The sequence below is a fragment of the Leptospira sp. WS58.C1 genome (assembly GCF_040833995.1).
GTDB lineage: Bacteria > Spirochaetota > Leptospiria > Leptospirales > Leptospiraceae > Leptospira_B > Leptospira_B cinconiae.
This window is the reverse complement of the sequence record NZ_CP162137.1, coordinates 2552681-2567055: the sequence shown is the minus strand read 5'-3', so window position 1 is coordinate 2567055 and position 14375 is coordinate 2552681. Positions and strand designations below refer to the sequence as shown.

At 42.9% G+C, this 14375-nt stretch carries 13 protein-coding genes; 10 read left to right on the top strand and 3 right to left on the bottom strand.

Translation table 11 applies throughout. The annotated features are described in order from the left end of the window. Positions 1-287: 287 nt before the first annotated feature. The gene (locus AB3N61_RS11770) at positions 288-1394 is read right to left on the bottom strand and encodes an MBL fold metallo-hydrolase (protein WP_367897661.1); all 1107 of its coding nucleotides are present in this window, start codon (positions 1392-1394) and stop codon (positions 288-290) included. 191 nt (positions 1395-1585) lie between these two features. Here AB3N61_RS11770 and AB3N61_RS11765 point away from each other — a divergent pair, with 191 nt between their 5' ends. Continuing rightward, entirely contained in the window at positions 1586-2527 is a 942-nt protein-coding gene (locus AB3N61_RS11765) for a fatty acid desaturase family protein (protein WP_367897660.1), read from the top strand. A gap of 11 nt (positions 2528-2538) precedes the next feature. Further along, complete coding sequence (locus AB3N61_RS11760; RefSeq protein ID WP_367897659.1) at positions 2539-5664, top strand: efflux RND transporter permease subunit; 3126 nt, start codon at positions 2539-2541, stop codon at positions 5662-5664. A gap of 153 nt (positions 5665-5817) precedes the next feature. Here AB3N61_RS11760 and AB3N61_RS11755 read toward each other — a convergent pair whose 3' ends face one another. Beyond that, positions 5818-6297 carry a hypothetical protein gene (locus AB3N61_RS11755; protein WP_020770181.1) on the bottom strand — a complete coding sequence of 160 codons (480 nt, stop codon included), beginning with the start codon at positions 6295-6297 and terminating at the stop codon, positions 5818-5820. Beyond that, complete coding sequence (locus AB3N61_RS11750; RefSeq protein ID WP_020770200.1) at positions 6294-6476, bottom strand: hypothetical protein; 183 nt, start codon at positions 6474-6476, stop codon at positions 6294-6296. Before AB3N61_RS11750 ends, AB3N61_RS11755 begins: the two co-directional genes overlap by 4 nt. A gap of 306 nt (positions 6477-6782) precedes the next feature. Between AB3N61_RS11750 and pyrB the strand changes: the two genes are divergently transcribed. From pyrB to rpmE, 8 genes are all read left to right on the top strand, one after another. Beyond that, complete coding sequence (gene pyrB / locus AB3N61_RS11745; RefSeq protein ID WP_020770246.1) at positions 6783-7709, top strand: aspartate carbamoyltransferase; 927 nt, start codon at positions 6783-6785, stop codon at positions 7707-7709. A 10-nt stretch (positions 7710-7719) separates the two neighbouring features. Continuing rightward, entirely contained in the window at positions 7720-8079 is a 360-nt protein-coding gene (locus AB3N61_RS11740) for a DUF2203 domain-containing protein (RefSeq protein WP_020770201.1), read from the top strand. A 4-nt stretch (positions 8080-8083) separates the two neighbouring features. Continuing rightward, positions 8084-9310, top strand: coding sequence for an LL-diaminopimelate aminotransferase (locus AB3N61_RS11735; protein ID WP_020770228.1), 1227 nt, complete (start codon positions 8084-8086; stop codon positions 9308-9310). A 181-nt stretch (positions 9311-9491) separates the two neighbouring features. Beyond that, positions 9492-10511, top strand: a complete 1020-nt coding sequence (locus tag AB3N61_RS11730; protein ID WP_367897658.1) for an adhesin OmpL37 family surface protein — start codon at positions 9492-9494, stop codon at positions 10509-10511. Next, positions 10511-11167: a PROCN domain protein gene (locus AB3N61_RS11725; RefSeq protein WP_367897657.1), complete on the top strand. Its 657-nt coding sequence runs from the start codon at positions 10511-10513 to the stop codon at positions 11165-11167. Before AB3N61_RS11730 ends, AB3N61_RS11725 begins: the two co-directional genes overlap by 1 nt. 108 nt (positions 11168-11275) lie before the next feature. Beyond that, entirely contained in the window at positions 11276-12397 is a 1122-nt protein-coding gene (locus tag AB3N61_RS11720; RefSeq protein WP_020770264.1) for a PAS domain-containing protein, read from the top strand. A 208-nt stretch (positions 12398-12605) separates the two neighbouring features. After that, positions 12606-14033, top strand: a complete 1428-nt coding sequence (gene rho, locus AB3N61_RS11715; protein ID WP_020770244.1) for a transcription termination factor Rho — start codon at positions 12606-12608, stop codon at positions 14031-14033. A 20-nt stretch (positions 14034-14053) separates the two neighbouring features. Further along, positions 14054-14254, top strand: a complete 201-nt coding sequence (rpmE, locus tag AB3N61_RS11710) for a 50S ribosomal protein L31 (protein ID WP_008592280.1) — start codon at positions 14054-14056, stop codon at positions 14252-14254. Positions 14255-14375: the final 121 nt, after the last annotated feature.

Genomic DNA, 14375 nt, shown 5'->3' with positions numbered 1-14375 from the left:
TTTGGAGGCAATCATTTCCGCAAATCCTAAAAATTTCGGTTCGCTCTTAATTTGTATTTTTGTTTATTCGGCGGGGAACTTGTTTTACTTCGCTTTGCTAATATGTATAAGTTCCTTCCTTCTCTGCCGTCAAAAGAGGGGGAAGAAAAACTTATGCATATTAATATATTGTAATGTATTTTAGGGCCGTTTTTCGTAAATCGATTTTAAGGAAACATCCTTGAATACAATTTTCGACCTGAATTCAAGAAAAGTTTCAGTAGTCTTTTAAGGTAGATTTTTGGAAATCATTCCAGGTCTATTCCACTTCCGATAGTCCAAGGTAGAATTTTAACCCCATCCTTATTTCCCCAGGAAATTCCGTCGGAACTAGGATAGATCCCTTGTGTATCCGGCGAAGAAGGAAAAGATAATCTTTGTTTTAGATCCAGCATTGGCTCCTTGGGAAGATCGTCCCCTAAAGGAAATGTTCCCCAATGGATAGGTGCAAATGACTTTGCATTTAGATCCTTGGTCGCCACCAAGGCTTCCTCGGGTCCGATATGCGCATATTTCATAAACCATCTAGGTTTATACGCTCCGATAGGTAGAAGTGCGAGATCGATGGGTTTACCCAGTCGTTCCGAGATATTTTTAAAATGGGAAGAATATCCTGTGTCTCCTGCAAAGTAGACGATCTTTCCTTGGGCTTCAATAGAATAACTTCCCCAGAAATATTGGTTAGTGTCCGTGAATCCCATTCTACTCCAGTGATGTGCAGGAAGAAATGTGATGTTTACCGAATCCTTACCGCTAACTTGGCCTAACTCTTGGGAGACGGTTTTTCCCAGCTTTTCTTCTTCCGAAAAGGATTGCATGCCGGAAGGGAGAAGTATCAGTAGGTCCGGATTTTTACTTCTTAGGTAACGCAATGTATCCCTGTCCAAATGGTCCCTATGAGCATGACTCACTACTACAAAATCAACCGGAGGAAGATCCTCTTTCGGGATAGGAAGTTCGACTAGTCTAGACACAAGGATAGGAGCTTCAAAAATAGGGTCCGTCAGAACATTTACCGTTTTTCCATTTTTTGTGGAAGAGATCCAAACCGTTGCATGCCCGAACCATACCACTCGCACTTTTCCTTCCGGAGCGATCAAATCTTCCGAGTTTCTTTCCAATACTAAGGGAAGTTCTTCAGTTAGTCCTTCTACAGTAGGTGGATCTTTGGGACCTAAGACCTTCCAGCGCAGAATTGCCAAAGGAGATTTACCCTGTAATTCTTCATCCGGATCCAAATTATGATATCTGCCTTCTCTATAACTGGGGGACTTTAGTCTGTCCGGATCCAGGGGAAAACAATAGAAGGACGAGAATGCAAGTAAGAGAGTCGCAGGATAGAATATTAAATTCATATTGTTGTTTTGGACCTCTTGTAACATTTTTGGAGCCGAATTTTTTCAAAAGAACAGGGTCGGTTTAATTTATTTCCATTCTGTCGGCCTGGATGAGAACTAAATATTTTTTTTCAAACCGACCGATGTCGCCGCTACCCAATTCAGCAGGTTGCTTGCAGAAAATTCCGATCTCACCCGATCTATCCTAAATGGAAGCTTCTATCCAAATCAGGGAACTACCTTTTGCGAAAAATAGAAAACTTTCGCTGACGGTATTAATTCTATTTATCGGCTTCCATTATTTGTTACCCTGGGGACTCTTAAATGAGGAGTTTCCATATTGGATAGCTTGGGTTTTTGCCGCAGTTTTAGGACCGGTATCCTATACTTTTTGGAATTTGATCCATGAAAGTATCCACGGGAATTTTTCAAATGAAAGAAAACAAAATCATCTTTGGGGACGATTCCTTTGTATCGTGTTCGGAGCTCCTTATTCCGTTCTGAAATGTAGTCACTTGATGCATCATAAGTTCAATAGGGAGCCCGGGGATAGGATCGAATTTTTTGATCCTTCTTCTCGAAAGCCTAGATGGTTCCAGAATTTGAATTATTATTTCAGAATTACTGTGGCCACATACATTTTCGAAGTTGGTACTGGGCTTTTACTTTCACTACCGTCTCGTTGGACAAAACCGATCGTGGATCAATTCATTGAGTATCCGATAGAGGAAGGTTTTTTTAAATGGATCTATCGCCCCGAAATTTTGGAAGAATTACGAAAGGATATTTTTTGGATCTTGGCCTTTTATATTCCTTCTTTTTTGCTTTTCGGGAGTAATTGGCCTTTGTTGGTATTTCTTCTTCTGAGTAGATCCTTTTTTATATCATTTTTTGATAATGCGTATCATTATGGGAAAGAAATTAATGATAAAAATTCGGCTTATAATTTAACTCTACCTGAAACGGTAAGCGCGTTTTTTTTACATTTTAATTATCATAGGATCCACCATCGATTCCCGGGATGTTCCTGGGATCGATTGCCGAAACAGATGGAAGTTTGCGGAGAAACCTGGGATAAAAGTTTTATAAAACAAGCATGGAGCCAATGGGGCGGGCTCTTAGAACCTTTGGATGGAAAAATTTCTAAATAAAAAGAAAATATATGAGAACAATAATACAATCTTTCATACACAATAGACTCTTCATGTATTTGGGGGTCATATTCATTTTTGCCGCGGGGGGAATGTCCCTTTGCGGTTTGCGCAGGGACGCTTTTCCGAACGTAGATATGAAACAGCTCGTAATCACTACGAAATTTCCCGGGGCTTCTCCGGCGGACGTGGAATTGCGGGTAACGTATCCTATCGAAGAAAAGATCAAGGAAATAGACGGCATTGATGAGATCCGTTCCTTCTCCCGTAACTCCGTTTCGGACATAGACGTTCGTGTAAGCTTAGAGGAAAAGGATCCGGAAAAAGTTTTGGATGAGATCCGAAGAGCCGTAGACAATGCTATCTCCGATTTTCCTCCGCAGGTTACGGAAAAACCGAAAATTACGGAAAGAAAATCTGGTTCCTTTCCGATCATGGATTTCTCCGTTTATGGCGGTAAGGACGAGATAGAACTTCATACTATCGCGGAATTTATAGAACTGGAATTGGAAAAGATCCCGGGAATAGCCAGAGTGGACGTATTCGGAAAACGTGATAGAGAATGGCATATACTCGTAAACGCGGACAGATTAAAACAATACCAATTGGATCTTTCGGATATTACAAGAACGATCCGTACTCGGAATATTAATTTACCTGCAGGTTCCGTGGATTCGGAGAATGCATTCGATCTCAGGATTGACGGTGAATTTAAAAGTCCTTCCGAGATCGGAAAGATCCCTATACGGACCAACGATATATTCTCCACCGTGCGTATCGGAAATCTGGCAAGGGTAGAGGATACGTTCGAATATCCGAGATTCCTTGCGATCGCAAACGGACAGCAGGGGTTGGTTCTTTCCGTGATCAAAAAAGAAAGAGCGGATGCGATAGAAGTCGCAGACATGGTCCAAACCAGACTAAAAGAACTGGAAAAAGTTTACCCTGAAAGCATTAAAACATTCAAATTAAATGATGAAGCAAAAAGGACTAAGAACAGATTGAACGTGGTTTCTTCGAACGCGCTCATCGGGTTTTTAATCGTTTTCGGGATCCTGTTTTTGTTCTTGGATTTCCGGACTGCAACTTTGACTTCCATGTCCCTGCCGATCTCGATGCTTATGACATTTGCGGCGCTTCCGTTCTTTGACGTTTCCTTCAATATGATCTCCATGATGGGACTCATCATCTCTCTCGGGATGCTTGTGGATAACTCCATTGTGATTTCGGAAAACATTTATACCTATATAGGCGAGAAGATGGACAAAACTTCCGCCGCCTTGAAAGGGACCACGGAAATGTTGGTGCCGATATTCGGATCATATCTCACTACCGTGGCCGCATTCCTTCCCATGTTATTTATGGCGGGGATCATGGGGAAATTTATCTGGCAGATCCCGCTTGTGGTGATCATCGCATTGACTGCAAGTTTGATCGAGTCTTTCTTATTTCTTCCCTCCCGTATCGCGGCTTTTGCGAAAACTCCGGAAGAATTAAAGAAGGCATCCAAATTCAGAAGAACCTTGGACGATTTTTTTGCAAGAATGGAGGAAAGGTTCGCCGATTTTGTAGCTTTGATGATCCGAAATCGTAATAAATCCTTCTTTGCGATCCTGCTAATCGTTATGAGTTCCTGCGGTGTCATGTCCCAGATGGACTTTATTCTTTTTCCGAAGGAAGATATTGAGATCTTCCTGATCAAAGCGGAGTTTCCTCCTTCTTCTCGTATCTTCCAAACCAGAGATAAGATGAAGTATATGGAAGAGATCTTGAAAAAGATCCCTAAAGAAGAATTGGTGAGCTACTCCACCAAGATCGGAGTGCAACAAACAGATCCGGACGATCCATTATCAAGATTCGGAGAAAACTTAGGAGTGATCATGGTATATCTCACTCCGGAATCTCAAAGGGTGAGAAAAGCCTCCGAAATATTAGCTTCCATTGAGGATGATATTCGAAAAACTCCAGGACTCTCCGATGTATATTTGGAAGAAATGGCGATGGCACCTCCGATCGGAGCACCTATTACGATCGGAGTACTCGGAAAAGATTACGAAGTTCTAAAAAAAGTTTCCGCTGATCTACAATCTTTCTTAAAAGGGATCAAGGGTGTACATTCGGTTCGAGATGATTATCGGAACGGACGAAAACAGATGTATATCCAGCTCGATGAGGGATTGGAAAGTTTTACCGGAGTTTCAACCTTCTCCGCTGCAAACATGCTCCGAACAGCATACGATGGAGAAAGAGCGGGTAATGTTCGGCAAGGGAAGACCAAAATTTATCTGAGAGTCATGTACGATAAGAGTTTCCGAAAAAATCCGGAAGAAGTCAAAAGTATTCCTCTTCGGAATAAGGCCGGAAATATCACCAACCTTGCCAAAATTTCCAGAATGGATCTGAAAGATTCTCCTGAATTACTTTCTCATAGGGATTTTGAAAGAGCGATCACGGTGAATGCGGATATTAAGATGGAATCCGGAATGACTTCGAGAGAAGCAAATCAGAAGGTAATCGACGAGTTCAAACCTTTGATCGAAAGACAATATCCCGGAGTATCCATTGTGTTCGGAGGAGAGGAGAAGGACACACAAAGATCCATGGCCTCGCTCGGAAAAGCGGGACTCATCGCGTTACTCGGGATCTTTATTATTCTTGCGTTAACCTTGCAGAACGTGGTAAGGCCTATACTAATCTTGAGCACAATTCCACTTGGGTTTGTGGGGATCGTAGCAGGATTCGTATTGTCCGGAAAGGCATTCAGTTTCTTAGCTATGATCGGTATCATCGGACTCGCAGGAGTGTTAGTAAACGCCTCCATCGTGCTTGTGGATTGTATCGATTCTATCCGTAAATCTTCCAATGCACCTTTGGATGAGATATTACTCGAAGCAAGCCGCAGAAGATTCCGTCCTATCTTATTAACCACATTGACTACCGTTGCGGGACTTCTTCCTACTGCGTATAGTGTTGGTGGATCGGATCCGGTTTTGATTCCTATGACCTTAGCCTTAGGTTGGGGACTTGGATTTGGGACACTGGGAAGTTTACTTTATGTTCCTGTAACACTTTCGGTATTCACTAATCTAAGAGCTAAGATGGGGTTTACGTCGAAGCCCGCGCCTAAGCATCACTAAGAAAGCAAAAATAAAGGCGCACGGAACTCACCGAGGACACAGAGAAAAATTGGGAAAACTAAACACCAAAAACTCTCTGTGAACTCAGTGTTCTCTGTGCGAGATGATTATACTTTGAATCTTTCTAAAGCCTGGTACTGAAACTTGATGATTTTAAGATCGATCTTGTTCTTCTAAAATTGCTTGGAGTTCTGCAATCGCTTCAAAGTCTTTTGGGCGACCGCTTGCTTTTTTAAGTTCGATCAGTTTTCGTAAACCGATACATTTACATTTTTGTCCAAAAATTTCCAGATCTATTGTGTCATTCTTTAAACTTTCGTAATTTCCACCGGGAACCTCTGCTAGAAGATCTATATCTCCTAGATCCGTACTTAAGGTGAAATTCAAGCCAGAAGAAAGAGTTCTTTCATCGAATTGAAAAGGTAAATTTGGAGGAGCTCCTCTTAGATATGGATGTAAGGAAGAAAACATTTCCGAAATCTTTTTGCGATTTTCAGAGGATCTAGAATAGATCAGATCAATGTCGGTAGTTAAACGGGAAGAACCGAAGGCAGTTGCCGCAAGACCTCCGATTAAAATATAATCTATCTCGGCATTCTCTAATAGTTCTAATATCTTCTCAAATTTTGTCATTTATGAGATTGCAGCCATTTCTTTCCTGCCCGTCTTGTTTCTTCGGCAACCTGTTGGAGTTCCTCCAATTTACGAATACGTTCCGTCGGTGTCAATTTTAGATTCTCCCGAATTAAGGTTCGATCTATATCATTCTTATATATATCTATAATTTCCTGGATGGAATCTTTCTCGGTCATAGAAAACTTCTACTAAAGATACTCTTTTACAAAGGTTGGGAAAGCTTTTTTTAAACGATTCAATCTCTTCACTAACCGGAATCGAAGCACCATTAAGAGGAAAGTCTCAGAGGATTAAGAGGCTCGGAGATATTTTCACACAGAGGCACAGGGCCGCAGAGAGGATTTGAATTTTAGTTAACCCAACTCCGTGTCTTTGTGGCTTTGTGTGGGAAAAACGCTGTGTCTCTTTTTGACTCTGTATCTCTATGCGAAACTCGCTAATTCTCTTGCCTCCGATCCAGGTCGGATCAATCTGTCCAGAAAATGGCGTACGAGCATAAGAATATCCTGGATACGGACCAGTTTTCCAAAGAGGATCTGGACTTTTTAGTCGAAAGAACTCGAGAGATGGAAAGGCTGGTGGAGCAAAATAAGGCCTTTGGGATCTTAGAAGGCAAACTTCTGGCATCTTTATTTTTCGAAGCTTCTACAAGAACCAGGCTTTCCTTCGAGGCCGCCATGGAAAGACTGGGTGGAAGGGTTATCTCCACTGTTGGTTTCCAATTTTCTTCCATCTCTAAGGGGGAAACCCTGTATGATACCATGAAAATGGTAGAGGCTTATGCAGACATAGCGGTCATCCGACATCCGGTAGAAGGTTCTTCTAGGATTGCGGCAGGTGCCGTAAAGATACCGGTCATCAATGCGGGAGATGGGGCAGGGCAACATCCTACTCAAGCGCTACTGGATCTATACACGATCATTTCCGAAAAAGGAAAATTGGATGGACTTACTCTTGCCTTCATCGGCGATCTAAAATACGGAAGAACGATACACAGTTTGATCAATCTTCTCCGCCATTATAAAGTTCACTTGTACCTGATTTCTCCGCCTGAGCTTGCGCTACCCGAGTCTTATAAGAAGGGGCTTGCAGGATTTCCGATCACTTTCGAAGAATCGGACGATATCAAAAAAGTTTGGGAATGCGACGTAGCCTACGTTACCCGCATCCAAGAAGAGAGATTTCCGGATCATAGGGAATACGAAAGATTAAAAGAATCCTTCAAGTTGAACAAAGAATTGATACTTGCTTCCAAAAAAGAGACAACAGTGCTTCATCCTCTTCCAAGAGTGAACGAACTCTCTACGGATGTCGACGATCTTCCGAACGCGGCATATTTTCGTCAGGCAAAATACGGAGTGGTGAGCAGAATGACATTACTCTGCCTTTCGTTAGGCGTTCGTTTTTAAACGGAGTGGAATGGAACGTAAGATCTGGACATATGAAGAAGCTCGTAAAATCCTTCCCTATGTCCGATCCATCACGGAAGAATTTTACGAAACCGTGGGAAAGGTTCACCAAGAACTGAAAAACGGATTATACCAGGAGAATGAACAAGAAGCCAGAGAGACCAAAGTGGAAGAACTTCTGGTGGAATGGTCCGGAAAGATCCGAGAACTTGGTATAGAGGTCAAAGGGCTTTGGCTCGTGGACTTCGACAACGGAAAAGGTTATTATTGTTGGCATCTGGGAGAAGAGGATCTTCTTTTCGAACACGGATACGACGAGGGTTTTGCGGGACGCAAACCGATCCAAAACATAGACGAGGATTACGAATAATTCAATGGCGAATATAAACGAAAATTATCTGAAATTAAAAGCTGGGTACCTTTTCCCGGAGATAGCAAGAAGAGTAAAAGTTTATTCAGAAAAACATCCTAACGCGAAGATCATCCGATTAGGGATCGGTGACGTTACTCTTCCTTTGGCTCCTGCCGTTGTGGATGCGCTTGTTTCTGCATCGAAAGAAATGGGAACTCCGGAAGGATTCCATGGATACGGACCGGAGCAGGGATATTCTTTCTTACTCAAAGCAATTGCGGATAATGATTACGCTCCTCTTGGTGTAAAACTGGACGAGAGCGAAATTTTTGTATCCGACGGATCCAAATGTGACTGCGGAAATATCCAAGAAATATTCTCTGGGGACGCAAAAATCGCGATCGGTGATCCTGTATACCCTGTGTATGTTGATACAAACGTAATGGCAGGAAGAACGGGAGAAGCTGGACCTGACGGAAGATATGCTAACCTGATCTATATGCCTTCCACTAAAGAAAATGGATTCCAGCCTGATTTCCCGAAAGAGAGACCGGATCTGATCTATTTATGTTTTCCTAATAATCCCACCGGAACAGTTGCTTCTAAAGAATCTCTCAAAGCTTGGGTGGAATACGCGAAAAAGAATAATAGTATTATACTCTACGATTCCGCATACGAGGCATTCATTTCCGAACCGGGAGTTCCAAGATCCATTTACGAGGTAGAAGGAGCTAAAGAGGTCGCGATAGAATTTCGCTCCTTCTCCAAAACCGCAGGATTTACCGGACTTCGTTGCGCTTATATCGTAATTCCTAAAGAATTAAAGGGAAAAACAAAAGACGGTCAGGAAGTTTCGATCGGACAACTTTGGAGCAGAAGACATACTACCAAGTTCAACGGTGTTTCTTATGTGACTCAAAAAGCGGCAGAGGCAATCTACTCTCCTCAGGGCAAAAAAGAGATCCGCGCAAGTATCGATACTTATATGAGTAATGCCAAACTCATCCGAGAAGGATTGATCAAGGCGGGATACGAAGTATTCGGCGGGGTGAACGCGCCTTATATCTGGCTCAAAACCCCGAATAATCTCAGCTCATGGGACTTCTTCGACCATTTATTGGATAAGGCCCAGGTGGTAGGAACTCCAGGCTCAGGTTTTGGACCGGCTGGAGAGGGTTACTTCAGACTTTCCGCCTTTGGCAAAAAAGACGATGTAATCGAAGCAATCCGCCGGATTAGTTCTCTTTAATTTTATCAAAATTTCGCACAGAGCTCACAGAGAACACGGAGGGGTTTCTTTCATGTAGGAACCGCCAAATCCTCTGTGATCTCCGTGGCCTCCGTGCGAACCAAAAAACCTGACTTAATTCCTCAAAAAAAGAGAATATACATTTCGAGACCCTGCCGATAGACTACTAGTAGGGAAAGCTATGGGTTCGAAATATACACGCATTCTTCTTTTATTATTCGCTGCGGCGCCGATTTTTTTCACGGATAGGACTTACGCGGTTTCTCCCGACCAGACAAATCTCGCGATCCTGATAGATGAGAATAAGATAAATATAAAGTTCATCAATATTTGTGTGAGTAATCTTGCACCACCGTTGGAAGAAGGTGCGGGACCTAAATCCCAGGCAGGAGTGGCAACCGCTGCGGAGAATGCCCAATCGGGACAAAAGACAACGACCGGTGGGCAGGAAGAACTTTTCAAAAAATTGAATACTTTGGACAATTATAGATCCTTCAAAAAGGCAAACCAAGCGGACTTCAACGGAAATATGTGGTATTTCCAAAGTAATTACAGTTTATCTTATAAAAACCTGAAATCCGCCCAAGGGGAAATGAAAGATATTTTCCAGGTAGTTCACGAGAATTATATCAAAACCGCTCGTATTCTTTTGGAAGCCGCTTCTCCGATGATCATTCGTTCCAACGATAAGATCGCACAACATTTATTGAAGCTTGGTTTCCGAGATCTGAAATCTTCGGAGGACAATTTTACCAGCGCTTATAATTCTTCTCCGTACCAATTCAGAGTGAAGCTGGTCCTTTTCGGAGAAGGGATCAAGATCGCAAGAAGGGCCAGAAGATTCGCACTTCTTGCAATGATCGCATCCAAAACTCCGAATGACGATAAGCGCGAATTCCAGTTCGTGAACCTGGACGAGGTCAGAAATATCGCGGAGAAAGAAAATATTTCCGATTACGATCGTATCAGAAACACACTTATCGATTATATAGATAACGAATTACTCTCCCAAAAGATCGCTCCTCCCGGAGAAGGAAAGGACAATCCGGTAGATATACTGGAAGTCCACGATGATAATTATAGTTTTATCACGAATGGAAGGGTTTCTTTTTTAGAAAAAAGTAATGAAGAGATCCGTGTGGACGATATCAACAAAAAAGAAGCGCTACCTCCGGTTCCTCCGCAAGGAGGGAGCAACTAATGGATCTTCCGACTCCTGCCGAGATCATTTCCCTGAGAGTAAAGGGAAGGGGGGTTTGGAAATGGCTGGTAGTATTTTCCGTACTCGCGGCTACAATTCTGGCAGGAAGGATCTATTCTTCTCAGTCCACACAAGGATTCAGAGAAAGAAAAAAATCAGTGGATTCGAAAGTTAGGATACTAAGAGAGATCGGAAATTCTTTCGAATCTTCGGAACTCAAAAAAGATCTGCAAAAAATAGAAAATTATTCCGCAGACCTGAACTCCGCTTCCAAAGCGGGAAGTATTCAGGAAAAGACGGATAGCCTAGCGTTACTCGAAAGAGCGTTGCCTGAATCCATGAAACGTTGGTCCGAATTCGCGGAAACTTCTTCCGATAAATTACTCCAACATGTGGCAAAAGAATCCCGTTTTTTAAAAATGGAATCCGAAGATCGTCATCCGCTTACCGCCAAGGAAGAAGAGAAGGCAAACGATTACTTTAGAATGGCAAGAGAGGAATGGCTTTCCGGAAATAAATTCCGCCGAGACGGTAATCATCTTTACGCATTAGTTCTATATAAGAGATCTTTAAAATACTCCCTTTCCAGCTTGAAAGTATCCAAACTTCCTTATCCGGAAGAATACCGCAAAGCTGCAGACCGCCTCATTAAGTAATAGTCTCAAATCAAAAAAACTATCCTAAGCGCAGAAAAAAGTAGAGGAATTTTCTCGGTTAGGCTTCAAAAGAAGTCATTCGGGAGGAAAATTATCCTCCTTCTTCCAATGAGAATCGAAGTTTTATATAAATTTTTTCTCTATAGCCCTGCCAGTCATTTACCTGTTTGGGAAGAAGGAAAAGGTATACTAGGATTACTCCCTAAAGAAAGAGTTTTAATGGAACTTGCGGACTTAAGCGCTTCCGAAAGGGAGTTCGAAAGGATCCCTGAAGAGTTTCTTATCCGAGAAATTCCGGAAACCGTTCTTGCATTTTTCCAAAAACAGAGGGCAATACCTGTTCTAGGTCCCTTGGGAGAAAAATTAGAAGACTGGGACAAGCCCAGGTTTCTCGCAGAACTGAGTAGATCGTCTTGGATGGCAAAGGAGACGGAAAAACCAAAACCTTCTCCGCAAAAAACGGAAGAAGAAAAAGAGAAACAAAACCAGTGGTTTATGGAAGTACTTCTCCAAAACTTTCCGGATGGACTGATTGCCACAGACCTGGATGGACATACCGTATTTTATAACGAAACGTTCGAAAAAGAGATACTGGTCAAAAAATGGTTTAGAGACAGTATTCTTCAGGCGGAAAAACTTCTGAAAGAAATGTCCAAAGACCTACTGGGAAATTATCTCAAGACCCACGAGTTAAGATTGGAAGAAGGTAGACTTTCCGTTCAGACATTTCTTCCCGATCTGGATTCCATCGTTAGAGTATCTATCCTAAAACAAAAAGGAAAACCTCTGGGTTATCTGTATCATTTCTCCCCGGCTTCCGCAAAACTAAACAGCCAAGACGGAGAAGGGATGGAATTCCCTTCCGTTACGGAAGCGTTCAATCAAAAACTTCCTCTAGAGACCGTATTAAAGGAAGTGGAAGGAAGTTATATTTACCATACACTCAAAAGAAACCAAGAGAACGTTTCCCATGCAGCTTTGGATCTGGGAGTACCAAGAACCACATTACAAAATAGAATTAAGTTTTTGGATCTAACGGGTAGGTTTAAATTGAATAAGGACCAGCCGATTCCTAGGAAAAAAACCGGTAAACAAACTTCGACCAAGAAGACTGTTCCACAAACAAACAAACCTGCAATCGCGGAATCCAAAACTAAACCGGCTTCTAAAAAAAAGTCGGTAAGTTCGAAGAAAAAATCCGCGTCTAAAAAAAGGACAAAGCAAAAATAAAATCCTTGACAGAGCCTGTAATCTGGAAATAGTCCACATTAAGAGCCGACCCTTTCCTCTCTTCCGAGCAGATCGTTCGTTTGAAAAAATAAGGGATTCCCCGGTCGCTTAAAAAAGAACCGACTACCCGGACCCTTCAAAACCCGCTCTTAATCGAATAAAAATGAATACAGGAAGGTTCTCCTTCCAAATCCAATAACGGTATTCCATGGCTAACCCAAGACGAGACTCCAAGCCCCGAAACAACTATCAAAACAACAATAACGACTCTTCCAACGATACAAACGAAGAAGAACCGAATTTACCGGAAGATGATCCGGAAACGGCGGAGATTCGTTCCCGAAAAAGACGTCGGGGTTCCTATGAGGGACCTACGCCCGCTCCTATAGATCTAGTAGCGCTCAAAAAAACATCCATTGCGGAACTGATCGAAGTCGCTAAAAACCTTGGCGTAGAGAATACAGGCGGACTAAAAAAGCAAAACTTAATATTCGCCATCCTACAGGCCCAAGCAGAGAGAGAAGGACAGGTCCATGCAGCGGGGGTAATGGAAAGATTACCCGATGGATACGGTTTCCTAAGATCTCCCGATTATAACTATGTTCCGGGACCGGACGATATTTATGTGTCTCCTTCTCAGATCAAATTATTCGGGCTCAGGACCGGAGACACTGTAGAAGGTCAGATCCGTCCACCGAAAGAATCCGAAAGATTCTTCGCGATGCTCCGTGTAGAAACCGTAAACGGTTATACACCGGACGTAGCAAGCAAACGTGCGTTATTCGACAACTTAACTCCGCTATATCCGAACGAAAGATTGAGAATGGAACATGATCCTTCTCAACTCGATACAAGGATCGTAGATCTAATGTGTCCGATCGGAAAAGGACAAAGAGCACTTATTGTTGCGCCACCTAGAACAGGTAAAACGATCCTGATGCAAAACGTAGCCAATGCGATCACAAGCAATCACCCAGAAGTTACTTTGATCGTTCTACTCATTGACGAGCGTCCGGAAGAAGTGACCGATATGGCCCGTAATGTAAGAGGTGAAGTGGTCAGCTCAACATTCGACGAACCTGCTACCCGTCACGTACAAGTTGCGGAGATGGTGATCGAAAAGGCAAAACGTCTTGTGGAACATGGAAGAGATGTGGTCATTCTACTCGACTCCATCACCCGTTTAGCTCGCGCTTATAACCAGGTCATTCCGACTTCCGGAAAAATACTCTCCGGTGGTGTGGACTCAAACGCACTTCACAAACCGAAACGATTCTTTGGAGCCGCACGAAATATCGAAGAGGGTGGATCTCTCACGATCATCGCAACGGCGCTCGTGGATACCGGATCCAAAATGGACGAGGTCATCTTCGAAGAATTCAAAGGTACCGGTAATATGGAGATCCACCTGGACAGAAAACTCTCCGACAAGCGGATTTTCCCGGCAATTGATATCAATAAGTCCGGAACCAGGAAGGAAGAACTTCTACTACCTAAGGAAACCCTTCAGAAGGTCTTTGTTCTCCGAAAAGTGCTTTCTCCCATGAGCATCACAGAAAGCATGGAATTATTACTCGAGAAGATGAGGCAGTCTAAGACTAACGAGGCTTTCTTGGGTAGCATGAACGCCCAATAGGCTTTGGAAAAGGGGACAACATGAAAACAGACATCCATCCTAAATACGCTGACGCCAAAATTCGCTGCGCTTGTGGGGCAGTTTACGAGACTCGCACTACGGTCGGAGACATCCACGTGGAAATTTGCTCCAACTGCCACCCATACTTCACCGGAAAATCCAAAATTCTGGATACAACCGGTCGAGTGGACAAGTTCAAGAAAAAATACAAGATCTCCTAATCGACTTTGGGAGAGATTCGAGTGCAAGGTGGATTGCTATCTATCGATAGCACCGACTTGCATTCGGCAGTCGTCTTCTCGCTCCAAGGGGTTTTCATTCAAGCGTATCGAGTCCGGCAAA